We start from the raw sequence: 21,313 nt of genomic DNA, 5'->3' as shown, positions 1-21,313 counted from the left end.
GTCCGGGTGCCCTGCCCGGTGCTCGCCGTGAAGGCCCGCTGAGTGGCGCCCGGGGGCTCCGGGGTCCCCGGGCGCGCCCAGACCGGCCTGCTGCTCACCCACACGGTCGCGGTGCAGGCGGTCACCTTCATGCTCCGGCCGGCGTCCGCGTACCGGGCGTTGGAGCTGGACGTGCCGGGGGCGTGGCTGGGCGTGCTCGGGGCCAGCTTCGCCGTCGTACCCCTGGTGCTGGCCGTGCCCTCCGGGCACGCCGTGGACCGGCTCGGCGAGCGCCGCGTCGCGCTCGCCGGGTCGGCCCTGCTGGTCGCCTCCGGCCTCGGCTTCGTGCTGCTCGCCGGCTCGGTGGCCGGCCTGGTCCTGGCCAGCATGCTGCTGGGCACCGCGCACCTCTGCGCGGTGGTCGCCCAGCAGGCGCTGGTCGCCAACCGCACCCCGGCCGACCGGTACGACGCCGCGTTCGGTTACTACACCTTCGCCGCCTCGCTGGGGCAGGCGCTCGGCCCCGGCCTCATCGTGCTCTTTGGCGGGGACCGCACGATCCCCGACACCCGGGCCATCTTCCTCGGCGCCACGGTGGTGGCGCTGCCGCTGCTGGTCGTCGCGCTGTTCCTGCGCCCGTCCGGGCAGCACCGGCGGGCCAGCGGCGCTTCCGGCGCGGGTGGGCTGCGCGACCTGGTCCGCCGGCCCGGCCTGGTCCGCGCCCTCACGGTGAGCTGCGTCGTCCTGGCGGCGGTCGACATCACCCTGGTCTACCTGCCCGCGCTCGGCGCGGAACGCGGCATCGCCGCCGGTTCGATCGGCATCCTGCTCGGGGTCCGGGCGGTCGCCTCGATGGCGTCCCGGCTGCTGCTCGGCCGGCTGGTGGCGGCCCTCGGCCGGCGGTTCGTGCTGGTCGGCACCGTGGTGCTCTCCGCCGTCGGGCTGGCCCTGCTGCTGCCACCGCTGCCGTTCGCGGTCCTGCTGGTCGTGGTCGCGGTGGCCGGGCTCGGGCTGGGTGCGGGCCAGCCGCTGACCATGTCGTTCCTGGCCGAGGTGGCCCCGCCGGGGCTGCGTGGCCGGGCCATGTCGCTGCGGCTCACCGGCAACCGGCTCGGTCAGGTGCTCATCCCCAGCGCGGCCGGCGCGCTCGCCGCCGGCACCGGCGCGGCCGGGGTCCTCGGCTGCACCGCGGCCGGCCTGGCCGGCGCGGCCGTCGCCGCCACCCGCCTGCACCGGCCCGCGGATCCGAATCCCTGAGTGAGAGAGAAGGACGACCATGGAGACCCCCACGACCGCCGACCTCTACGACCGGCACGGCGACGCCCTCGGCTCGTGCGACACCCAGTTGCGCCAGTTCGGCGGGGTCCGGGCGTTCGCCGGCCCGGCCGTCACGGTGCGCTGCTTCCAGGACAACGCCCTGCTCAAGTCGATCGTGGCCGAGCCCGGGGAGGGGCGGGTGCTGGTGGTGGACGGCGGCGGCTCGCTGCACACCGCCCTCATGGGTGACCTCATCGCCGGCACGGCGGCGGAGAACGGCTGGGCCGGCGTGGTGATCAACGGCGCGGTCCGCGACGTCGTCGCACTCGGCGCCCTGCCGATCGGCATCAAGGCGCTCGGCACGAACCCCCGCAAGAGCGCCAAGACCGGCGCCGGTGAGCGGGACGTGCCGGTGTCGTTCGGCAACTGCGACTTCCCGCCCGGAGCGGAGGTGCACAGCGACGACGACGGGGTCGTCGTGCTGCCGGGGGCCGGGCGGGACTAGGCCTCGGTCGCCGGGTGCGGGGCGACCTGGCCCTGGCGGAGCCGTGCCGCGCAGAGCTCGGCCAGCTTCGCGTACGCGGGCGCGCCGATGAGGGCGGTCAGCTCGGGACCGTAGGAGATGTACATCGGCTCGGCCCCGACGTGCGCGTCGGTGGAGGAGGTGCACCACCAGTCCAGGTCGTGACCGCCCGCGCCCCAGCCCCGCCGGTCGAACTCGGCCAGCGTGGAGATCAGCACCTTGGTGTTGTCCGGCCGCTTGTGCCAGTCCTGGTCGCGGCGGATCGGCAGTTGCCAGCAGACGTCCGGCTTGTATTCCAGCGGGTGCACCCCGTCGCGCAGCGCCTGCGCGTGCAGCGCGCAGCCGCCCCCGCCCGGGAAATCGGCGTCGTTGAGGAAGACGCAGGGTGCGTCGGCGGCGCGGGTGGCCGTGCGCCGGGCCGGGTTCTTCCCGTCGATCGTGTCGTTCTCGGTCCAGTTCTTGAAGCCCCGGCGGAAGTGCTGCCAGGTCTCCGGGGTGAGCCGCTTGACCGCCGCCCGGACCCGCTTCTCGTCGTCGCCGTCGGTGAAGAACGCGCCGTGCGAGCAGCACCCGTCGGCGGCGCGGCCGGCGACGATGCCGTGGCAGCCCCGGCCGAAGATGCACGTCCAGCGGGAGAGCAGCCAGGTCAGGTCGGCCCGCACCACGTGCTTGGCGTCGGCCGGGTCGACGAACTCGATCCACTCCCGCGGGAAGTCCAGCCCGACCTCGCGGCTGCGCGGGTCGTCGGGGTCGTCCACCAGCACGTGAAGTTCGATCTGCCCTGTCACCCGGACCAGCGTACGCGGGGTGACCCCGCCCGGCCGGCGAGCCGGCGAAACGTGTTGGCCCTAGGGTCGTCAGCATGCGACTGGGTGTCCTCGACGTCGGTTCCAACACGGTGCACCTGCTGGTGGTCGACGCCCACCACGGCGCACACCCGTGGCCGGCGCACTCGGAGAAGGTGGTGCTCCGGCTGGCCGAGCAGATCGGCCCGGACGGCGCGCTCACCGACGTGGGCGCGGACGGGCTGGTCAAGGCCGTCAGCATGGCCCGCGCGGCGGCGGACGGGCTGGAGGCCGACGACCTCCTGGCCTTCGCCACCAGCGCGGTCCGCGACGCCACCAACGCCGGCGAGGTGCTGGCCCGGGTGCGCGACGAGACCGGCGTACGCCTGGAGGTGCTCTCCGGCGCGGACGAGGCGCGGATGACGTTCCTGGCGGTGCGGCGCTGGTTCGGGTGGTCCGCCGGCCGGCTGCTCGTGATGGACATCGGCGGCGGCTCGCTGGAGCTGGCCGCCGGCATCGACGAGGGCCCGGACGTGGCGGTCTCGCTGCCGCTGGGCGCGGGGCGGCTGAGCCGGGAGCGGCTGAAGGTCGACGCGTCCGGCACCGCGCCGCCCTCCACGGAGGCCGTCGAGGAGCTGCGGGAGTACGTCGACGCCCAGCTCGATCAGGTGGCCGAGCAGCTCACCGAGGTCGGCTGGGAGCGGCCGGTGGCCACCTCGAAGACGTTCCGGACGCTGGCCCGGCTGGCCGGCGCGGCTCCCTCCGGTGCGGGGCTGTGGGCCCGGCGCAGCCTGACCCGCACCGGGCTGCGGCAGGTGCTCGGCTTCATCCGGCACATCCCGCCGGCCCAGCTGCCCGAGCTGGAGGGGGTCAGCGCGCAGCGGGCCCACCAGCTCCTCGCCGGGGCCGTGGTGGCCGAGGCGGTGATGCGCCGGCTCGACGTGGACAGCCTGGACATCTGCCCCTGGGCGCTGCGGGAGGGGGTCATCCTGCGCCGGCTGGATCAGCTGGCACCGATGTGACCTGCGCGGCCGATCTACGTCTTTTGCGGCTGCTCGTCCCGATGCTCGGTGGCGGGTACGGCTACCCTGAGGGGTGTGACTTCCCGCGTTCCGGTGCTCCTGTCCACGTCCTCGGTCTTCCCTGAGCGGACCGCGGCGGCGTTCCAGCTGGCCTCGACGCTCGGATACGACGGCGTCGAGGTGATGGTCTGGACCGACCCGGTCAGCCAGGACGCGGGCGCCCTGCGGGGCCTCGCCGAGCACTACGGCGTCCCGGTCCTCTCGGTGCACGCGCCCTGCCTGCTGGTCACCCAGCGGGTGTGGAGCCCCGACCCGTGGGAGCGGCTGCGCCGGGCCGCCGAGCTGGCCGAGACGCTGGAGGCGCCCACCGTCGTGGTGCACCCGCCGTTCACCTGGCAGCGCGACTACGCCCGCAACTTCGCCGACGGCCTCGACAAGATCGCCGGCCGGTTCGGCGGGCTGCGCTTCGCCGTGGAGAACATGTACCCCGTGCGGATGGCCGGCCGGCAGTTCGTCCCGTACGTCCCGGGCTGGGACCCGACCGACACCGGCTACGCCGCGTACACGCTGGACCTGTCGCACTGCGCGGCCTCGCACACCGACGCCCTGGCCATGGCCGACCGGATGGGGTCCGAGCTGGCCCACGTGCACCTGGGCGACGGCACCGGCGAAGGGCGCGACGAGCACCTGGTGCCCGGGCGCGGCGGCCAGCCCTGCGCGGAACTGCTCCGCTCGCTGGCCGGCCGGGGCTTCACCGGCTCGGTCGCGGTCGAGGTGACCACCCGGGGCGCGAAGAGCCGCGCGGTCCGCGAGGCGGACCTGCGCGAGTCGCTCGAGTTCGCCCGGGCGAACCTGACCGCCCCCTCCCCGGTCGACGCCTGAGGCCGGGGGAACCGGTCAGCTGACCGGGGCGAGCGGTTCCGGCTGGGCCGGCACGGTCACCTGGTCGCCCACGGCGGCCCGCTTGCGGGCCCGGTGCGCGGCCACGTGCGAGCGGGTGGCGCAGCGCTCGGAGCAGAACCGCCGGCAGCAGTTCGACGAGGTGTCCAGGTAGACGTTGCCGCAGCGCTCGTCGGCGCAGACCCCGAACCGGGCGCTGCCGTACTCGCAGAGCCAGACCGACAGCCCCCAGACCGCGCCGGCCAGGTATTCGGAGCTGACCGAGGCGCCCCGGCTGGTCACGTGCATGTGCCAGTCGGAGGAGTCGTGCCCGGAGATGCGCGGCTGCACCGGGAACGCCTCCAGCAGCGTGTTCAGCTCCGTCACCGCCTCCGCGTCCCGGCCCGAGGTGCCGTACTCGAAGACGTCGCGCAGGCGCTTCTGCGCCCGCCGGAAGATCGCCAGGTCCCGATCGGCGACCTCGTCGCGCATCCACGCGTTGTCGTCCGGGAAGAGGGCCCGCAGGTCGTCGAGGTCGTCCAGGCGGGCGTTGACGAGATCAACACCGGTCCGGGCGTACGCGTCGAAGTTCACGACCCCAACGGTAGACGACTCACGGGGTACGCGGCGCGTCGATGTAGTGGGGCAGGAACCGCGCGTAACCGTCCGTGATGAGGCTCTCGCTCTCCCGGAGGCCCGCGCCGGCCGACTCGCCGTCCACGATCCAGCTCCCCAGCACCAGCCGGTTGCCCGCGAACTCGGGCAACGCCCGGAACTCCTGGTAGCAGAAGCCCTCGTCGCCGTAGCTCCCCGGATTGGTGATCTCGGTGCCGCCGGTGACGATGCGCACCGAGCCGCCCTCCCGGCCGAGCAGCGGCTTGGCCACGTACTCGGTCATCCCGCGCGGCGAGTCCAGGTACGCGGGGAGCAGGTACTCGTGGCCCGGGTAGAGCTCCCAGAGCACCGCCAGCAGCGCCTTGTTCGACAGCAGCAGCTTCCAGGCCGGTTCGATCCAGGTGGTCGGGGTGCCCGGCTCCAGCGCCGGCGGCCCGTACGGCTCGGCCAGCATCCACTCCCACGGGTAGAGCTTGAAGCAGGTGGTGACCGGCCGGTCGTCGGCGTCGACGAAGCGCCGCCCGTCCCAGCCGACCCGCTGGATCGGCAGCAGCGTGACGTCCAGCCCCGCCTGGCGGGCGGTCTCGGCCAGGTAGCCGGCGGTGATCTGGTCCTCGCCCGACTCCTCCTCCGCGGACCAGACCACGTGCACCCGCGGGTCGTGCAGGCCGGCGCCGATCTTGGCCCAGGCGCCGACCAGCCGCTCGTGCAGGCTGTTCCACTGGTCCGCGTCGGGCCGGGTGTGCTCGAGCCAGTACCACTGCACGATGCTCGCCTCGACCAGCGCCGTCGGGGTGTCGGCGTTGTACTCCAGCAGCTTCGGCGGCCAGGTGCCGTCGTACCAGAGGTCGAAGCGGCCGTAGAGGGTCGGCGGGGCCTCCCGCAGGGAGCGGGCGACCGCCTCGGCGGCCCACTGCGGGATGCCGAACTCGGCGTACCGGCGGCGGGCCACCACGTGCTCGGCGGCGGCCACCGACATCCGGTGCAGCTCCTCCGTCGCCTCCTCCAGCCGCAGCACCTCGTCCAGTTCGAAGGCGTACGCGGCGGTCTCGTCCCAGTACGACATGATCCCGCCGTCGGGCAGCTCGGTGTCGACGTACACCAGGCCCTGGGCCCGGATGGTCGCGTCCCAGTCGGGACGCGGGGTGCTGGCCTCGCGCCGCACCTCAGCCCCCGCAGGAGGCGAGGTGGGTGCCGAAGCCGCCACGCTCGGGCAGCGCCGCGGCGACCGGCGCCGGGGTGTCCCGGGCGGCGGCGGCCGGTGCGGGGACCCGCAGGGCAACGGCGACGGTGTCGCCGCCCCCGCCGGCCGGACCCAGCGCGCAGTCGTCATCGTCGTCGTCGTAGCCGTTGTTGCAGCCGGACAGGGCGAGGGCCAGGGCGGTCAGGGCGCCGAGTTGCACGGTGGCCGACCGGAGCCGGCGTCGGGGGCGTCGTTCCACGTGATCGTTGTAGCGGATCCCCGCCAGCCGGGCCGCCCCGCGGTACCCACCGGAACGCTGCGTGACGTTGCCCGCCGCCCCCCGGCGCGGGCCCACCGCCGGGCGTTACGCTCGGCTCATGCTCCGTTCCGTCATCCTCGCCGCCTCCCGGTCATCCCAGGTCGAGCGGCTCGTCGCGACGGCCCCCTTCACGCGGGACGTCGTCCGCCGGTTCGTCGCCGGCGCCGGCACCGACGACGCGCTGCGCGCGACCCGCGCACTCGTCGCCGACGGCCAAGCGGTCACCCTCGACAACCTCGGTGAGGACACCGTCACCCCGGAGCAGGCGAACGCCACCCGGGACGAGTACCTGAAGCTGCTGCGACTGCTGGGCGCAGCCGGGCTCACCCCGGCCGCCGAGGTCAGCGTCAAGCTCTCCGCGCTCGGGCAGATGTTCGACGAGCAGCTGGCGTACGACAACGCGCGGGCGATCTGCGCGGCGGCCGACGCGGCGGGCACCACGGTCACCCTGGACATGGAGGACCACACCACCACCGACTCGACCCTGGACATCCTGGCCAAGCTGCGCAAGGACTACCCGTCGACCGGTGCGGTGCTCCAGGCGTACCTGCGGCGGACCGAGTCGGACTGCCGCGAGCTGTCCGGCGCCGGCTCCCGGGTGCGGCTCTGCAAGGGCGCGTACAAGGAGCCCGAGTCGGTGGCCTACCAGTCCGCCCGCGAGGTCGACAAGTCGTACGTGCGCTGCCTGAACGTGCTGATGTCCGGTGACGGGTACCCGATGCTGGCCACCCACGACCCGCGCCTCATCGCCATCGGCGAGGACCGGGCCCGCTGGTTCGACCGCGGCCCGGAGCGGTTCGAGTTCCAGATGCTGTTCGGCATCCGCCCGGAGGAGCAGAAGCGCCTCGTCGGCGACGGCTACACGGTGCGCACCTACGTCCCCTACGGCGACCAGTGGTACGGCTACCTCATGCGCCGCCTGGCCGAGCGCCCGGCCAACATGATGTTCTTCGGCCGCGCCCTGATCTCGAAGAAGTGAGCGGACGGTCTTGACGCCATAAAGCTAATGGCATTAGCTTTATGGCTATGACGGTTAGCCAGGTGGCGCGGGACGGCGGAACGATCGCGTACGAGGTGCACGGTGAGGGGCCGCTCGTGGTCCTCGCGCACGGTATGGGGGAGAACCGGGCGACCTTCCGCCACCTGGTGCCCCGGCTGGTGGCGGCCGGCTACCGGGTCGCCTCGGTCGACGTGCGCGGCCACGGCGACTCCAGCCCGCGCTGGCCCGGCTACGCCCCCGCCGAGGTGGGCGGCGACCTGCTCGCCGTGGTCCGGGCGCTCGGCGGCGGACCGGCCACCCTGGTGGGCAGCTCGTCCAGCGCCGCCGCCGTGGTCTTCGCCGCCGCCGATGCCCCCGCGCTGGTCAGCGGCGTCGTGCAGGTCAGCCCGTTCGTCGCCCCGCCGAAGCCGAACCCCGCGCTGCGCGCGGTCCAGGCGCTCGTGCTGCGTAGCCCGCGGCTGTTCGGGATGTTCCACCGCACCCTCTTCCCGTGCGGGCGGCCGGCCGACGACGCCGCGTACCGGAAGGAGATGGTGGCGAAGCTGCGTGGCCGCATGGCCGCGGTGCGCGGCGTGGTGGCGCCCGTCGAGCCGCACTGGACCGCGCAGGCCCGCACGGTGCGGCAGCCGGTGCTGGTGCTGATGGGCACGAAGGACCCGGACTTCCCGGACCCGGGCGCCGAGGCGCGGGCCGCGCGCCGGCACTTCACCACCGCCGAGGCGCGCATGATCGCCGACTCCGGGCACTACCCGCACGCCGACCAGCCCGACGCCACCGCCGCCGACCTGATCGAGTTCCTGGCGGTGACCGCCCGTGCCTAGGGCCGGCCTGACCCCGCAGACCGTGGTCCGCGAGGCGGCCGTGCTCGCCGACGAGGTCGGCCACGACCGGCTCACCCTGGCCGCGCTGGCCGCCCGGCTCGGTGTCGCGCTGCCCAGCCTCTACAAGCACGTCCGGGGCGTGGACGCGCTGCACCAGAAGCTGTCCGTGCTGGCCACGACGGAGGTCGCCACCGAGCTGACCACCGCCGCCGCGGGCCGGGCCGGCGGCGACGCGCTGCGGGCCGCCGCCACCGCCTTGCGGGAGTACGCGCGCCGGCACCCCGGCCGCTACCCGGCCACCCAGCGGGCGCCGGACCCCGGCGACCCCGAGCACCTCGCCGCCGCCGAACGGGCCGTCGGCGCCGTCTACGCGATCCTGCGGGGGTACGACCTCGACGGCGACGCGGCGGTCGACGCCACCAGGATGTTCCGTGCCGCCGTGCACGGCTTCATCACGCTCGAGGCGGCCGGCGGATTCGGGCTGCCCCGGGACATCGACCGTTCCTTCGACGAGATGGTGGCCGCGCTGGACACCGCGTACCGCAACTGGAGGTCCCGGTGAAGGCTCTGCTGCTCACGCTCATCTTCCTGCTGGAGTTGGCCCTGCTCGCGGCGGCCGGGTGGTGGGGCTTCACCCTCGACGCCGGCTGGCCGGTGCGCCTGCTCGCCGGCCTCGGCGCACCACTGGTGATCGCCGTGGTCTGGGGGCTGTTCTGTTCGCCCCGGGCCAGCGTGACGCTGCCGGCGCCGGCCAAGCTGGGCGTGCAGGCCGCCTGCTTCGTCACCGGCGGGGTGCTGCTCGCCCTGGCCGGGCGGCCGGTGCCGGGCGCGGTGCTGGTGGCCCTGTGGGCGCTTGACAAGACCCTGCTCACCCTCTCCGGCGAGAAGATCTGACCCGAGTTGCCCCTGCCGCCCGGACACTCCTGCCGGCGGTAGCCCGGTGCCTGTGGTCGCCTGCCTGTCGAGCTGACGTCACGAACGACTCACGCCTCAACCCGCCGCACGTCGACATGCGCCCAAGTCGCGCGCCCAACGCGCCGGCCCTCCTGGATCTTGGACGATTCTGGCCCCTATCGGGGCCGTTTCCTACCAAGATCTCGGATGAGCGGTCAGCGCGGCGGGGAGGTCGCTGCAGGCCGCCGGGATCGTCGTTCGGCTGAGTCGTCTGTGACATCAGCTCGACAGGTGGCGTGGCAGGGGGAGTCCGCTTCGGCGACGCGCGGGGAGGCTTCCCGGAACGCCCGATTGGTCGTACCCTTCGCCGGTGACCGACGGTGACCAGCAGCCCGCCGGCGCGGCGTCGAGGGGCGACGAGCCGCCGGCCACCGCGCCACGGGACGGCGACGGTCCGCTCGGCCACCCGGCTCCCGCCGTCGACAGCGCCCAGGGCGGGACGGCCGCGCCGAACGGCACCTCGCCAGCCGACCTCACCGAGGGCAACAGACAAGCCGAGGGCAACAGACAAGCCGAGGGCAACAGACAAGCCGAGGGCAACAGACAAGCCGAGGGCGGCGACCGGGCCGAGGACGACGAGGGTGCTGGCGGCACTGTTCGAGCCGGTGACGCGCCGCCGTCCGGGGGCGTACCGCAGCTCCCCGCCCCGCGGCGGTGGCGGCTCTGGGGCGTGGTCGGGTTGGTGCTCGTGCTGGTGGCGTGCGGTGTTCCCGGCGTACTCCTGGTCGGGCTCGTGCGCGACGCGGCCGGACGGCCGGCGGTGGGCCGGGACGAGCGGGGCACCCCGGCCGAGCGGCAGCTGCGCGAGCGGATGGTGGCCCAGCTCGACCGGCAGGCCGCCGCGCTCCTCGACGGCGACCGGGCCGGCTTCCTCGCCGTCGCCGAACCCGCCGCGCGACCGGCGCTCACCCGGCGGTACGCCGCGCTGCGCGCGCTCCGGGTCACCGCGTGGCGGCCGGCGGCGGGCGGGCTGCCGGCAGCGGTCGGCGGGCAGCCGGGGGAGTGGCGGCTGACGGTGACGGTCGGCTACTGCTTCGTGGTGCCGGGCTGCACGCCGAGCAGCGTCGAGCTGGGCACCCGGTGGCGGGTGACGGGCGACGGGGATCCCCGGCTGGCCGCGGTCGAGGAGTCCCGGGCGACGCCGGCCGGCGCGCGGCCGTGGGAGGTCAGCGACCTGGCCGTGGCGGTCGGGACGCGGGCCGTGGTGGCCACCACGCCGGCGTTGCGGGGCAAGCTGCCCGGCCTGCTCGCCCAGGCCGAGGCCGCCGCCGGGGTCGCCGACCTGTACGCGGTGGGCGGCACGCCGCCGGACCGCTATCTCGTCTACTACGCGGGCCGGGCGGAGTGGCAGCGCTGGTACGGCGGCGGCCGGCCGAAGTGGACCGCCGGTTACGCGGTCGGCGTCGGCGGCGGGCACCACGACGTCGTGCTCAACGCGCAGAGCCTCACCCCGACGGGCGTCGACGACCTGCTCCGGCACGAGCTGACGCACGCGGCGTCGCTGCCCGACCGGGGCTACGCGGACCGGTCGAGCTGGTGGCTCGTGGAGGGCCTGGCCGAGTACGCGGGCGCGGACGGCCAGCCGGTGGACCGCTACGAGGGCCTCGCCGAGGTGCGCAAGCTCGTCCGCGGCGGATGGAACGGCCGGCTCGACGCCCTCGCCCCGGCCGACGACGCGGCCGACGACCGGGTGGGCGGGGCCTACGGCATCGGCTACCTGGCCGTGCGCCACCTGGTCGACCGGTTCGGGGAGCAGCGGGTGCTGGACTTCTTCCGGGCCGTGCTGCACGAGCGCCAGTCGATGACGGAGGCCGCCGACGACGTGTTCGGCGAGCCCTGGCCGGGGCTGCACGACGACTGCGTGGCCTACCTCCGGGCGGTCGCCGGCTGAGACGTCGACGCTGGTCGACGGGTCGTAGCATGGGCCGGGTGGCCCGCACCCCCTCGCCGCGGCTGCCCGCGGCCCGCCGCCGTCGCCTCCGCACCGCCCTGCTCGCCGTCGTCGCGCTGACCGGCGCCACCGCCGCCTCGTGCGGCGACGACTCGCCCGCCGTCACCGTGGCCGAGGTGGGCCGTTCGCCGGTGGCCGAGGTGATCGACGCGCCGGCCACGGTGACCGCCCGGGCCGCCGCCACCCTCACCGCCCCCGCCGACGGCACCCTGGCCAGCCTGCGCGTCCAGCCCGGCCAGCGGGTCGCCCGGGGGCAGGTGCTCGCGGTGATCGACTCCCCGTCCGCGAAGGCCCGGCTGACGCAGGCCCGCGAGGCGCTGCGGGCCGCGAAGCGGGCCGGCCGGGGCGTCGGCGCCGGTGACCTGGGCGGCAGCCGGCGGGACACCGACCGGGCCGCCGACGAGGCATTCGCGGCCGCCCGCAAGGCCGCCGGGAAGATCGGCGACCCGCAGCTGCGGTCCGCGCTGCTGCTCCAGGTCGAGTCGGCGCAGCGGCAGTACGCGTCGGCCGCCCGCGCCGCCGACCGGGCGGTCGGCGCCGTGCAGCGCGGCGTGGCCGGGCTGAACAGCGCCGTCGGCGCGCTGTCGACCGCGCAGCGCCTCCAGGCCCAGCAGGCGTACGACCTGGCGAAGGCGACGGTCGACGCGCTGACCCTGCGCGCCCCGGTCGCCGGGGTGGTGCAGCCGGGCGGTACCCGGGCGGCCACCCCGGCCGACCTCGGCGGACTGCTCGGCGCGGCCGGTGGCGCCGTGCCCGGCCTCGACCCGTCGGCCCTGGGCGCGGCCGGGTCGGGCGGCCCGCCCGCCGGGGTGGACGACGCGGTGCCGGCCGGTGGCCGGGTCACGGCCGGCACACCGGTGCTGACCGTGGTGGACACCGGGCAACTGGGCCTGCTCGCCGAGGTGGACGAGACCGACGTGCTGCTGGTCCGGGCCGGTCTGACCGCCGCCGTCGAGCTGGACGCGGTGACCGGCGCGACGTACGACGCCACGGTCCGCTCGGTGGACGTGCTGCCGACCAGCTCGGCGCGGGGCGGGGTCACCTACCGGGTGCGCCTCGGCCTCGGCGCCGGGCGGCTCGGCGAGGGGGAGGCCGCCCCGACGCCCCGCCCCGGCATGAACGCCGTGGTCCACCTCCGGGTCCGCGAGGCCGCCGACGCGGTGGCCGTACCCGCCTCGGCGGTCTTCTCCGCCGACGGGCGGGACGCCGTGTGGCTGCTGCGCGACGGGAGGGCCGACCGGGTGCCGGTGACCGTGGGCGTGCAGGGGCAGGACCTCGTGCAGATCGTCAACGGGGTACGCGCCGGCGACCGGATCGTGGTGCGCGGCGCCGACCAGGTCCACGACGGCCAGGAGCTGCGGTGACCGTCGCCGCGGTCGAGGCGGTCGACGTGTCCCGCACGTACGAGCTGGACGGGGTGTCGGTGCCCGCGCTGCGCGGGGTGTCGCTCACCATCGCGCAGGGCGAGTACGTGGCGGTGATCGGGCCCTCCGGCTCGGGCAAGTCCACGCTCATGCACCTGCTCGGCGGGTTGGACCGGCCGACGGGCGGCCGGCTGGTGATCGGTGGGCGGGACGTGGCGACCCTGACCGCGCCGGAGCTGGCCACGCTGCGCAACGAGACCATCGGCTTCGTCTTCCAGGCGTTCCACCTGCTGCCCCGTACGTCCGCCGTGGACAACGTGGCGCTGCCCCTGGTCTACCGGGGCGTCGGGGCACGGCAGCGGCGGGAACGCGCCGCCGCGATGCTCGGCCGGGTCGGGCTGGGCCACCGGCTGGGTCACCGTCCCAACCAGCTCTCCGGCGGCGAGCAGCAGCGGGTGGCGATCGCCCGGGCCCTGGTCACCGACCCGGCGGTGCTGCTCGCCGACGAGCCCACCGGCAACCTGGACAGCGCCACCGGCGAGGCGGTGCTGGAGCTGCTGGAACAGCTCAACGCCGAGTCCGGTGTGGCCCTCGTGATGGTGACGCACGACCCGGAGGTGGCGGCCCGGGCGCGCCGGCGGATCGCCGTCCGGGACGGGTTGATCCGGTCCGACACCGTTCATGATCGACCGCTGTCGGGCGGCGACGGTCGACCTGAGACACTGGACGCCGCTCCCAGCGCGGAGCCCCGGTCCGCGTCCGGAAGCGGCCCGGGGCACCCGTCCGGTGGCTCCGGTGGCGCCACCGGAGCCACCGGACGCCTTCCGCGGGGCGGGGGGCCGGGTGCGCCCGGAGGTGCCGGGTGAGGCTGGCCGAGGCCTGGCGGGTGGCGCTGGACGCGCTGCGGGCCAATCGGATGCGCAGCGCGCTGACCATGCTCGGCGTGATCATCGGGGTCGCCTCGGTGGTGCTCCTCGTGGCCATCGGCACCGGCACCAAGCAGAAGGTCGAACAGCAGGTCGAGGGGCTCGGCTCGAACCTGCTCCTCGTGGTGCCCGGCAAGCTCGACGTCGGCACCGCCCCGGTGGTGTCGCCGCTGGACCTCAAGGACGTGGACGCCGTGTCCCGGGTGGTCGGCGACCCGGGCCGGGTGGCCGTCACCATCGCCTCCGGCGCGACCGCCCGGGCCGGCACCCGGTCCGACTTCACCACCGTCCAGGGGGTGCTGGAGACCACCCCGGCGGTCTTCACCCGGTCGCTGGCCCGGGGCCGCTACCTCACCGGCGCCGACGTGGACACGAGCCGCCGGGTGGCGGTGCTCGGCGCGTCCGTGGCCCGGGCGCTCTTTCCCGACCGGGACCCGCTCGGCCAGCAGGTCACCCTGGCCGGGGTCCGGTTCCGGGTGATCGGCGTGTTCACCCCGCTGGGGCAGAGCCTCGGCGTGGACCGGGACGACGAGGTGCACATCCCGGTGACCGCCGCGCAGCGGCTCTGGGGCACCCAGCGGATCGACGGCATCGCCGTGAAGGCGCCCGACCGGGAGCGGATCGACCAGCTCGGCGAGCGCATCGTCGCCGAGCTGTCCCGCCGGCACCCGGACACCGAGTTCAGCGCGGTCACCCAGCAGCAGATCCTCGGCGTACTCGGCGACATCCTCGGCGTGCTCACCGGCGTGCTGGCCGCCATCGCGGGTATCTCGCTGCTGGTCGGCGGCGTCGGCGTCTCCAACATCATGCTGGTCTCGGTCCGCGAGCGGACCCGCGAGATCGGCCTGCGCAAGGCGGTCGGCGCGCGGCCCCGGGACATCGGCGTGCAGTTCCTGCTGGAGGCGGTGCTGCTCACCTCGATCGGCGGGCTGACCGGGATGGCGCTCGGCGTGGGCACCGCGTTGCTGGTCGACGCGGTCTCGCCGATCCCGGCGGCGATCACCTGGTGGTCGCTGGCGCTCGCCTTCGGTGTCTCGGCGGCCGTCGGCATCGTCTTCGGGGTGGTGCCCGCCCAGCGCGCCGGCCGGCTCGACCCCGTGGTGGCCCTGCGCGCCGAGTGAACGGGACGAGCCACCCGTCCGGGCGAAAAACACCAGCTCAACGGGGAGCCTTCCATGATCAAAGGAAGGAAGGGATCGCGCCGGTCACAGCCGCCCCGCTACCGTACTGGTAACACGCGCGTCGCTCGTCGTGGCGGGAACAACCTGCCCGGCGGCACGCGCCGGGCATGGGAATGGGTCGGTGAGCCATGGCCGGGTCGCAGTCCGACGCTCGCCTGTCGGATGTCAGGTTCCTGACCGTCGCCGAGGTGGCGACGGTCATGCGGGTGTCCAAGATGACGGTCTACCGTCTCGTGCACAGCGGTGAGCTGACCGCGGTGCGGGTCGGCCGGTCGTTCCGGGTGCCCGAGCACGCCGTGCACGAATACCTCCGGGGCGCGTTCCAGGAGACCGCCTGACACGTCGCCGGCCAGGTCGGCGAGTGCGACGTAACGGGCATTGACGGGGGCGCGTTGGTCCTGCTGACGCACTCCGGCTACCCTGGACCCCGACCGTGACCGCACCCTGGTGTGCCCTGCCCACCACGCTGGTCCGGTCCGTTGTCCGCAAGCGGTCACCGACACCACCCCCCGTGGTGTCTGCCGGTCCGCCCCGCACGTTGCATCGAAAGGCTGTCGTATGGGCTCGGTGGTCAAGAAGCGCCGCAAGCGCATGGCTAAGAAGAAGCACCGCAAGCTGCTGCGCAAGACCCGCGTCCAGCGTCGCCGTCTCGGCAAGTGACCGGGGCCGGGCTCCGGCCCGGCACCCGGCACCACTTGCCTTCTGTCGACCCCCGGAGGCTCAGGTGATCAGGCCGTGGACGTCCCGGCTCGATCCCGCCTGCCGGCCAAGGCGCACGGCATGACCCCCGGTGGCACCCCTGGTGCTCCGGGGGTCGTCGTCGTGACCGGGGTCGGCCGCTATCTCGGCGCGCACGTCGCCGCCCGGCTCGCCGCCGACCCGCGCATCGACCGCGTCATCGGGGTCGACCCGGCGAGCCCCAACCCCGAACTCGCCGACCTGCTGTCCGGCGTCGAGCGGGTCCGCCTCGACCTCGACTCGCTCGGCGGCCTTCTGGTCGACCTCGACGTCGACGCCGTGGTGCACCTGGCGCTGGTCACCGCCCCCGACCCCCAGCAGGGCGGCCGGGCGGCGATGAAGGAACAGAACGTCATCGGCACCATGCAGCTCCTCGCCGCCTGCCAGCGGGCGCCCCGGCTGCGCAAGCTCGTGGTCCGCTCGTCCACCGCCGCGTACGGCGTGTCGTTCCGGGACCCGGCCGTCTTCACCGAGGAGACCGAGCCGCGCGAGGTGCCGCGCGGCGGGTTCGGCCGCGACATCCTCGACATCGAGGGGTACGTCCGCGGGTTCCGCCGCCGCCGGCCCGACGTCACGGCGACCGTGCTGCGCTTCGCGCCGTTCATCGGCTCGACCGCCGACACCACGCTCACCCGATACTTCGCCCAGCCGGTGGTGCCCACCGTCTTCGGGCGCGACCCGCGGCTGCAGTTCGTCCACTTCGACGACGCCCTCGAGGTGCTGCACCGGTCGGTCGCCGAGGAGCACGCCGGCACCTACAACGTCGCCGGGCCGGGGGTGCTCTCGCTGTCCCAGGCCATCCGCCGGGCCGGCCGGGTCGCCATGCCGGTGCTGGAGCCGGGCCTCGCCGGGGTGGCCGCGATCGCCCGCAGCATGGGCTTCGGGCGCTACGGATTGGACCAGGTCGACCTCTTCGTGCACGGTCGGGTGGTGGACACCACGAGACTGGAGCGCGAGTACGGCTTCACGCCCCGCTCGACCGCGGCCGCCTTCGAGGACTTCATCCGCGCCCACCACGGCGGTGTGGTGGTGACCCGGGACCAGCTCGCCACGGCCGAGCAGTTGGTGCTGGAGGGCATCCGGCAGGTCCGGGCCGCCGTGCGGGAGCGCTCGTGAGCGGGGCCGAGGAGCGGGGCGAGGCGCGCTACGACGTACCGCTGACCGTGCCCGGGCCGGACGCGGAGCCGGCGCGGCGCAACGGGCACCGGCGGGCCGCGGCGGCCGCCGCCGAGCCGACGATGAAGGCGACACCGGCGGCCGGCGACGAGCCGGACACCTCCACCGACGAGCCGGCGCCCGCCCCGCGGACGGGCGAGCCGGGCGACGCTCCGAAGAAGCCCCTGGCGAAGAAGGCCGTCGCCAAGAAGGCGGTCGCGAAGAAGGCCGTCGCGAAGAAGGCGACGGCCGAGCCCGCCGGGAGCGGGGACCGCCCGGGCGACGTGACCCCGTCCGGGCCGGCGGTGGCGGACCGGCCGGGGGACCACTGGGACCGGAAGGTCGCCAAGGGCCTGGCCTTCCTGCGGCGGCGGCTGGCCGGCGACTACGAGGTGGACGAGTTCGGCTTCGACCCGGACCTCACCGACGCCGTCTTCCACCCGCTGGTCCGGCTGCTCTACCGGGACTGGTTCCGCACCGAGGTCAGCGGCATCGAACACGTGCCCGCCGACGGGGCCGGCCTGGTGGTCGGCAACCACTCCGGCACCGTGGCGCTGGACGCGCTGGTGCTCGCCACCGCGCTGCACGACCGGCACCCGGCGCGCCGCTACCTACGGCTGCTCGGCGCCGACCTGGTCTTCCGGATGCCCGTGGTCTCCGAGATCGCCCGCAAGACCGGCGGCACGGTGGCCTGCAACCCCGACGCGGAACGGCTGCTCGGCAACGGTGAGCTGGTCGGCGTCTTCCCGGAGGGCTTCAAGGGCGTCGGCAAGCTCTACGCCGACCGCTACAAGCTCCAGCGCTTCGGGCGGGGTGGCTTCGTCTCGGCGGCGCTGCGCACGGGCACGCCGATCGTGCCGGTGGCGATCGTCGGCGGCGAGGAGATCTATCCCATGCTCGCCGACATCAAGCCGCTGGCCCGGCTGCTCAAGCTGCCCTACTTCCCGGTCACGCCGACCTTCCCCTGGCTGGGGCCGCTGGGCATGGTGCCGCTGCCGAGCAAGTGGCTGATCGAGTTCTGCCCGCCGATCCCGACCGCGCACCTGCGCGACTCGGCCGACGATCCGCTGGTCGTGTTCAACCTCGCCGACCAGGTGCGGGAGACCATCCAGCAGACCCTGCACCGGCTGCTCGAACGCCGTCCGGACCCGTTCGGCCCCTGAGCCGTGGCCCGCCGTCAGCCGACGCGCTGGCGGCGGCGGTGCAGGGCCAGCCCGGCGGTCACCGCGCCGGCGAGCAGCCCCGCGGCGGCCGTGGACGGCACGGCGATCTTCACGGCCCGCCGCCCGGTGCGGAAGTCGCGGACGTCCCAGCTCCGCTCGCGGGCCCGCCGGAGCAGCGCCGGATCGGGGTTGACGGCCACCGGGCGCCCCACCGTGGAGAGCATCGGCAGGTCGTTGGCGGAGTCGCTGTAGGCCGCGCAGCGGCTCAGCTCCAGCCCCTCCACCGCGGCGAGCTGGGTGATCGCCTCGGCCTTGGCCGGCCCGTGCATGAGCTCGCCGACCAGCCGGCCGGTGTAGGCGCCATCGACCACCTCGGCCACCGTGCCGATCGCCCCGGTCAGGCCGAGCCGGGTCGCGATGACCCGGCCGATCTCCACGGGGGCAGCGCTGACCAGCCAGACCCGCTCGCCCGCGTCGAGGTGACGCTGGGCCAGCTTGCGGGTGCCCGCCCAGATGCGCGGCGCCATCAGCTCGTCGAAGATCTCCTCGGTCAGGCGCTCGACGTCGTCGACCCGCCAGCCCTGGATGAAGGCGAGCGCCGCCTCCTTGGCCTGCGACATGTCGCCGGCATGCTCGGTGGCGAGCAGCCGGAACTTCGCCTGCTGCCAGGCGAACCGGGCCAGGTCACCGGTGGTGAAGTAGTTCCGGGCGGCCAGCCCGCGGGCGAACCAGTAGATCGAGGCGCCCTGCATCATCGTGTTGTCGACGTCGAAGAAGGCCGCCGCCGCCGGATCGGTCGTGGCGGCGGCCGGGGGTGCCTCGGGGGTCTCCGACCAGCCGGCGGTGTGCCCGTGGAGGTCGATGCTGACCGTCACCTTCCGGCTCCGGGTCACGACGACCTCCCCTCGACAACCGCGTACGCCCGTCCGAGCCTATCCGGCGGGATGTGACGGACGGGTGTCCGACGGGAGAAGTGTGGCGTGGACTGCTCTTCCGCCCGAGTTCAGCGGTCGCTGGGGCAGGTGGCCGGTGTGGGCCCGAGCGCGTCACTGGCGGCCGGGGCCGGCAGTCCGCAGGCGATCGCCTCGCGGAGCGCGCCGGCGCGCCGGCCGGCCGCGTCGAGCAGGGCCAGCGAGCGGCGGGTGCGGTCCCGGTCGGCGTGGTCCGACCGGTCGAGCAGCCCGCTGACCGCCCGGCGCTGACCGCCGAGGAACGTGTCTACGGCGTCCAGCGCCGCCGGGTCGGAGCGCTGCGCGGCCACCGTGGTCAGCAGGCGTACGCCCTGGCGGGTGTCGGCGTCCATGTCGTCGAGCACGGCGCTGAAGCCCAGCCGGTCGTCGCGGACCGTGGCGGCCTCGTCGAGCCGGGTCCGGGCGAAGTCGAGGAAGAGCTGGCCCCGGCTGATGTCGGAGCTGGTCAGGGCGAGCTGGGCGCGCTCGGTCGAGCGCTTCATGCCGTAGAGGGCGTCGCCGGGCAGCGCGTTCTCGCTGGCGGCGGAGATGCCGGAGAGGGCGACCGCGCCGGCGGCCACACCGACCAGGATGGCGCCGCGCGCGCGGGCCCGTCGCCCGGTCACGGCCGGCAGCAGGGAGCCACGGACGCCGGTCTTCGCCGGGGCCGCGACGCCCTCGCGCTCGGCCGTGGCGACGAGCATCGCCCGCAGCCCGGTGCGGAACTCGCCGTCCACCTCGACGTCGGGCCGGTCGGCGGTGAGTCGCCGGCTCACCGCGACGAGCGCCGTGAGTTCGTCGTCGGACCGGGAACGGACGTGGTGCCGCCGGCCGCCGTTGGCCTCGTCGAGGAGCTGCGCGAAGCGCTCGGCACGCCGACGGGAGAAGAGGTCGCTGTCCACCGCAGGCACCCCCTCTCGCTGGTCACGGCCGCGTTGGCCGTCGTCGTCACCGGCGACCGGTGGCAGCGTGACGCCGACGGTCGACCGGGACGGCCGACCTGACCCCGCCGGACCGGGTGGCCCGGGGGACGCCGGGACAACCACTGGTCGCACCCGGAGAAACGGTTCGCGCCGGTCGCCGGTTACGGCCCGGTCGGTGTCGAAATCACCAAGAGTGATCGCGGTCCGGGGTGCGGAGGGTGCGTCCGCCCGCACCCGGGCGAAGGTCGCCGGGCGGGTGGGGCGGGTCGGGTCTAGGGCTGGAAGCCGTCGGGCAGCAGTCGGGCCAGGGCCCGGACGGCCCGGTACTGCAGCGCCTTGATGGCGCCCTCGTTCTTGCCCATGGCGCGGGCCGTCTCGGCCACCGAGAAGCCCTGGAGGAAGCGGAGCACGATGCACTCCTGCTGCTCCGGGTTGAGCTGCTTGACGGCCGTGAGCAGGGCGACGTTGGTGATGTGCTCGACCACCGCGGCCTCGGGGCTGCCCTCGGGCCCCCGGTCCTCCCGGTCGGCGTCCAGCACGTCGCCGGTGGTCACCTCCAGCCGGTAGCGGCCGGACTTGAAATGGTCGGCGACCAGGTTGCGGGCGATGGTGACCAGCCACGCGCCGAGGTCGCGGCCCTGCCAGGTGAAGCTGCCGATCCGCTTGAGCGCCCGGAGGAACGTGTCGGAGGTGAGGTCCTCGGCGAGCTGGCGGTTGCCGACCCGGAAGTAGACGAACCGGAAGACGGTGTCGACGTACCGGTCGTAGATCAGGCCGAACGCCTCGGCCTCGCCGGCCTGCGCCCGCTCGACCAGCGCCCAGACCTCGGTGGCCGGGTCGGACGGGTCGGGGCGGCTCGGGAAGCCGGTGGCCGGGGCGACGGTCGCCGGGACGGCCGGCAGCACCGCCGTGTCGCCGGCGGCCACCGCGGGCAGCACGGCGGTCTCGGCGGCCGAGGGCTCGCTGTTGGCGGCGGCCTCGCCGCGCCGGCCCTGGGCCGGCATGGTCGGCCGGGACGGGGTGCCGAGCCGGCCGGCGGCCGGCTTCGCGTTGCCGCCGGGCACGGCCGGGCGTGCGGGCGCCTCGTTGTGGTGCGTGCGGTTGCGGACGCGGCGCCCCTCACCGCGGACGGCGAGGCCGCGCATCCCGTCGGCGGCGGCCCGTGGAGCGGGCTCCAGGCGCTCGTTGACGGGTGTTCGCTGGGTCGGGCCGGTCACTCCCGCCGGCCGCTCGGCGTAGCCGAAGGTGGTCACCGCGCCTCCCCGATCCAGGCGGGGCAGGGCCGCACCGGTCTCCGCGGCGTCGCGGCGGGACCGGGTACGCCCCGGCCGGGCGCGGCGGTTCCGGGACGGGCCGACGGGCGGCACGTCCGCATGAGGTGCTGGTCCAATGCGCTCACAGGCACGGGGGCCTCCTCGGGCTGAGGGGTGTCGACTCACGGCAAATGGGGTGAGCCGACCCGAGTGATGATAGGGCCAACGTCACCCGCGCGTGGCAAGTCCGTTACACAGAGCGGAAGTATTTCCGGTCGCGTCGCACAGATGGCGGACCCCTTGTCCGTCGCCTGTGGTTGACTTTCGCGCCACCACCTGGTCCGGAGTGGAAAGTCCTGGTCGGAGCCAACT

General features: G+C 74.9%; 23 protein-coding genes. 16 read left to right on the top strand and 7 right to left on the bottom strand.

Translation table 11 applies throughout. The annotated features are described in order from the left end of the window. Positions 1-42 precede the first annotated feature (42 nt). Positions 43-1,236: an MFS transporter gene (locus GA0070214_RS14690; RefSeq protein ID WP_208602760.1), complete on the top strand. Its 1,194-nt coding sequence runs from the start codon at positions 43-45 to the stop codon at positions 1,234-1,236. A 19-nt stretch (positions 1,237-1,255) separates the two neighbouring features. Next, positions 1,256-1,741 (top strand): ribonuclease E activity regulator RraA, encoded by a 486-nt coding sequence (gene rraA / locus GA0070214_RS14685; protein ID WP_091263054.1) that lies wholly within the window; start codon positions 1,256-1,258, stop codon positions 1,739-1,741. On the opposite strand, the gene GA0070214_RS14680 is transcribed toward rraA, so the two are convergent. Continuing rightward, positions 1,738-2,547, bottom strand: coding sequence for a DUF3109 family protein (locus tag GA0070214_RS14680; protein ID WP_091263052.1), 810 nt, complete (start codon positions 2,545-2,547; stop codon positions 1,738-1,740). The two genes, rraA and GA0070214_RS14680, sit on opposite strands and share 4 nt — an antisense overlap. A gap of 74 nt (positions 2,548-2,621) precedes the next feature. Between GA0070214_RS14680 and GA0070214_RS14675 the strand changes: the two genes are divergently transcribed. Continuing rightward, positions 2,622-3,566 carry a Ppx/GppA phosphatase family protein gene (locus GA0070214_RS14675; RefSeq protein WP_091263049.1) on the top strand — a complete coding sequence of 315 codons (945 nt, stop codon included), beginning with the start codon at positions 2,622-2,624 and terminating at the stop codon, positions 3,564-3,566. A gap of 75 nt (positions 3,567-3,641) precedes the next feature. Next, entirely contained in the window at positions 3,642-4,448 is an 807-nt protein-coding gene (locus GA0070214_RS14670) for a sugar phosphate isomerase/epimerase family protein (protein ID WP_208602759.1), read from the top strand. Between the two features lie 15 nt (positions 4,449-4,463). On the opposite strand, the gene GA0070214_RS14665 is transcribed toward GA0070214_RS14670, so the two are convergent. Genes GA0070214_RS14665 through GA0070214_RS14655 form a run of 3 tightly spaced genes read right to left on the bottom strand, consistent with a single transcriptional unit; the run spans position 4,464 to position 6,502 of the window. Beyond that, positions 4,464-5,039 (bottom strand): CGNR zinc finger domain-containing protein, encoded by a 576-nt coding sequence (locus GA0070214_RS14665; protein ID WP_091263044.1) that lies wholly within the window; start codon positions 5,037-5,039, stop codon positions 4,464-4,466. A gap of 19 nt (positions 5,040-5,058) precedes the next feature. After that, positions 5,059-6,225, bottom strand: a complete 1,167-nt coding sequence (locus tag GA0070214_RS14660) for a glutathionylspermidine synthase family protein (RefSeq protein ID WP_091263042.1) — start codon at positions 6,223-6,225, stop codon at positions 5,059-5,061. Between the two features lies 1 nt (position 6,226). Beyond that, positions 6,227-6,502 carry a hypothetical protein gene (locus GA0070214_RS14655; protein WP_189195312.1) on the bottom strand — a complete coding sequence of 92 codons (276 nt, stop codon included), beginning with the start codon at positions 6,500-6,502 and terminating at the stop codon, positions 6,227-6,229. 118 nt (positions 6,503-6,620) lie between these two features. On the opposite strand from GA0070214_RS14655, the gene GA0070214_RS14650 reads away from it, so the two are divergent. The 12 genes from GA0070214_RS14650 (at position 6,621) to GA0070214_RS14595 (ending at position 17,815) form a co-directional block, all read left to right on the top strand. Next, on the top strand, positions 6,621-7,541 hold the full coding sequence (locus tag GA0070214_RS14650; RefSeq protein WP_091263147.1) for a proline dehydrogenase family protein: 921 nt from the start codon (positions 6,621-6,623) through the stop codon (positions 7,539-7,541). Positions 7,542-7,588: 47 nt separating this feature from the next. Beyond that, positions 7,589-8,383 (top strand): alpha/beta fold hydrolase, encoded by a 795-nt coding sequence (locus tag GA0070214_RS14645; RefSeq protein WP_091263040.1) that lies wholly within the window; start codon positions 7,589-7,591, stop codon positions 8,381-8,383. Continuing rightward, on the top strand, positions 8,376-8,945 hold the full coding sequence (locus GA0070214_RS14640) for a TetR-like C-terminal domain-containing protein (protein WP_091263037.1): 570 nt from the start codon (positions 8,376-8,378) through the stop codon (positions 8,943-8,945). The genes GA0070214_RS14645 and GA0070214_RS14640 overlap by 8 nt, the downstream gene beginning before the upstream one ends. After that, positions 8,942-9,277 carry a YrdB family protein gene (locus tag GA0070214_RS14635; protein ID WP_091263035.1) on the top strand — a complete coding sequence of 112 codons (336 nt, stop codon included), beginning with the start codon at positions 8,942-8,944 and terminating at the stop codon, positions 9,275-9,277. The genes GA0070214_RS14640 and GA0070214_RS14635 overlap by 4 nt, the downstream gene beginning before the upstream one ends. 370 nt (positions 9,278-9,647) lie before the next feature. Then, positions 9,648-11,228 carry a hypothetical protein gene (locus GA0070214_RS14630; RefSeq protein WP_091263033.1) on the top strand — a complete coding sequence of 527 codons (1,581 nt, stop codon included), beginning with the start codon at positions 9,648-9,650 and terminating at the stop codon, positions 11,226-11,228. A 29-nt stretch (positions 11,229-11,257) separates the two neighbouring features. Beyond that, positions 11,258-12,652, top strand: coding sequence for an efflux RND transporter periplasmic adaptor subunit (locus GA0070214_RS14625; RefSeq protein WP_091263022.1), 1,395 nt, complete (start codon positions 11,258-11,260; stop codon positions 12,650-12,652). Then, positions 12,649-13,518, top strand: coding sequence for an ABC transporter ATP-binding protein (locus GA0070214_RS14620; RefSeq protein ID WP_091263021.1), 870 nt, complete (start codon positions 12,649-12,651; stop codon positions 13,516-13,518). Before GA0070214_RS14625 ends, GA0070214_RS14620 begins: the two co-directional genes overlap by 4 nt. Beyond that, positions 13,515-14,699, top strand: a complete 1,185-nt coding sequence (locus GA0070214_RS14615) for an ABC transporter permease (RefSeq protein ID WP_091263018.1) — start codon at positions 13,515-13,517, stop codon at positions 14,697-14,699. Before GA0070214_RS14620 ends, GA0070214_RS14615 begins: the two co-directional genes overlap by 4 nt. 188 nt (positions 14,700-14,887) lie before the next feature. Beyond that, positions 14,888-15,097 (top strand): helix-turn-helix domain-containing protein, encoded by a 210-nt coding sequence (locus tag GA0070214_RS14610; RefSeq protein WP_046564428.1) that lies wholly within the window; start codon positions 14,888-14,890, stop codon positions 15,095-15,097. Between the two features lie 220 nt (positions 15,098-15,317). Next, a complete protein-coding gene (locus tag GA0070214_RS14605) occupies positions 15,318-15,419 on the top strand; it encodes a 30S ribosomal protein bS22 (protein ID WP_007465623.1) in 102 nt (33 codons plus the stop codon). Positions 15,420-15,539: 120 nt separating this feature from the next. Continuing rightward, a complete protein-coding gene (locus tag GA0070214_RS14600; protein ID WP_091263145.1) occupies positions 15,540-16,613 on the top strand; it encodes an NAD-dependent epimerase/dehydratase family protein in 1,074 nt (357 codons plus the stop codon). Between the two features lie 323 nt (positions 16,614-16,936). Then, positions 16,937-17,815: a lysophospholipid acyltransferase family protein gene (locus tag GA0070214_RS14595; RefSeq protein ID WP_091263144.1), complete on the top strand. Its 879-nt coding sequence runs from the start codon at positions 16,937-16,939 to the stop codon at positions 17,813-17,815. Positions 17,816-17,829: 14 nt separating this feature from the next. Here GA0070214_RS14595 and GA0070214_RS14590 read toward each other — a convergent pair whose 3' ends face one another. From GA0070214_RS14590 to GA0070214_RS14580, 3 genes are all read right to left on the bottom strand, one after another. Continuing rightward, a complete protein-coding gene (locus tag GA0070214_RS14590; RefSeq protein WP_091263017.1) occupies positions 17,830-18,708 on the bottom strand; it encodes an HAD family hydrolase in 879 nt (292 codons plus the stop codon). Positions 18,709-18,818: 110 nt separating this feature from the next. Beyond that, the gene (locus GA0070214_RS14585) at positions 18,819-19,667 is read right to left on the bottom strand and encodes a DUF5667 domain-containing protein (RefSeq protein ID WP_091263015.1); all 849 of its coding nucleotides are present in this window, start codon (positions 19,665-19,667) and stop codon (positions 18,819-18,821) included. 293 nt (positions 19,668-19,960) lie between these two features. Further along, a complete protein-coding gene (locus tag GA0070214_RS14580) occupies positions 19,961-20,941 on the bottom strand; it encodes an ECF subfamily RNA polymerase sigma factor, BldN family (RefSeq protein ID WP_091263143.1) in 981 nt (326 codons plus the stop codon). Positions 20,942-21,313 lie beyond the last annotated feature (372 nt).

This window comes from Micromonospora chaiyaphumensis (assembly GCF_900091435.1).
GTDB lineage: Bacteria > Actinomycetota > Actinomycetes > Mycobacteriales > Micromonosporaceae > Micromonospora > Micromonospora chaiyaphumensis.
Note: the sequence above shows the minus strand (reverse complement) of the source record. Positions and strands in the feature narration are given on the sequence as shown.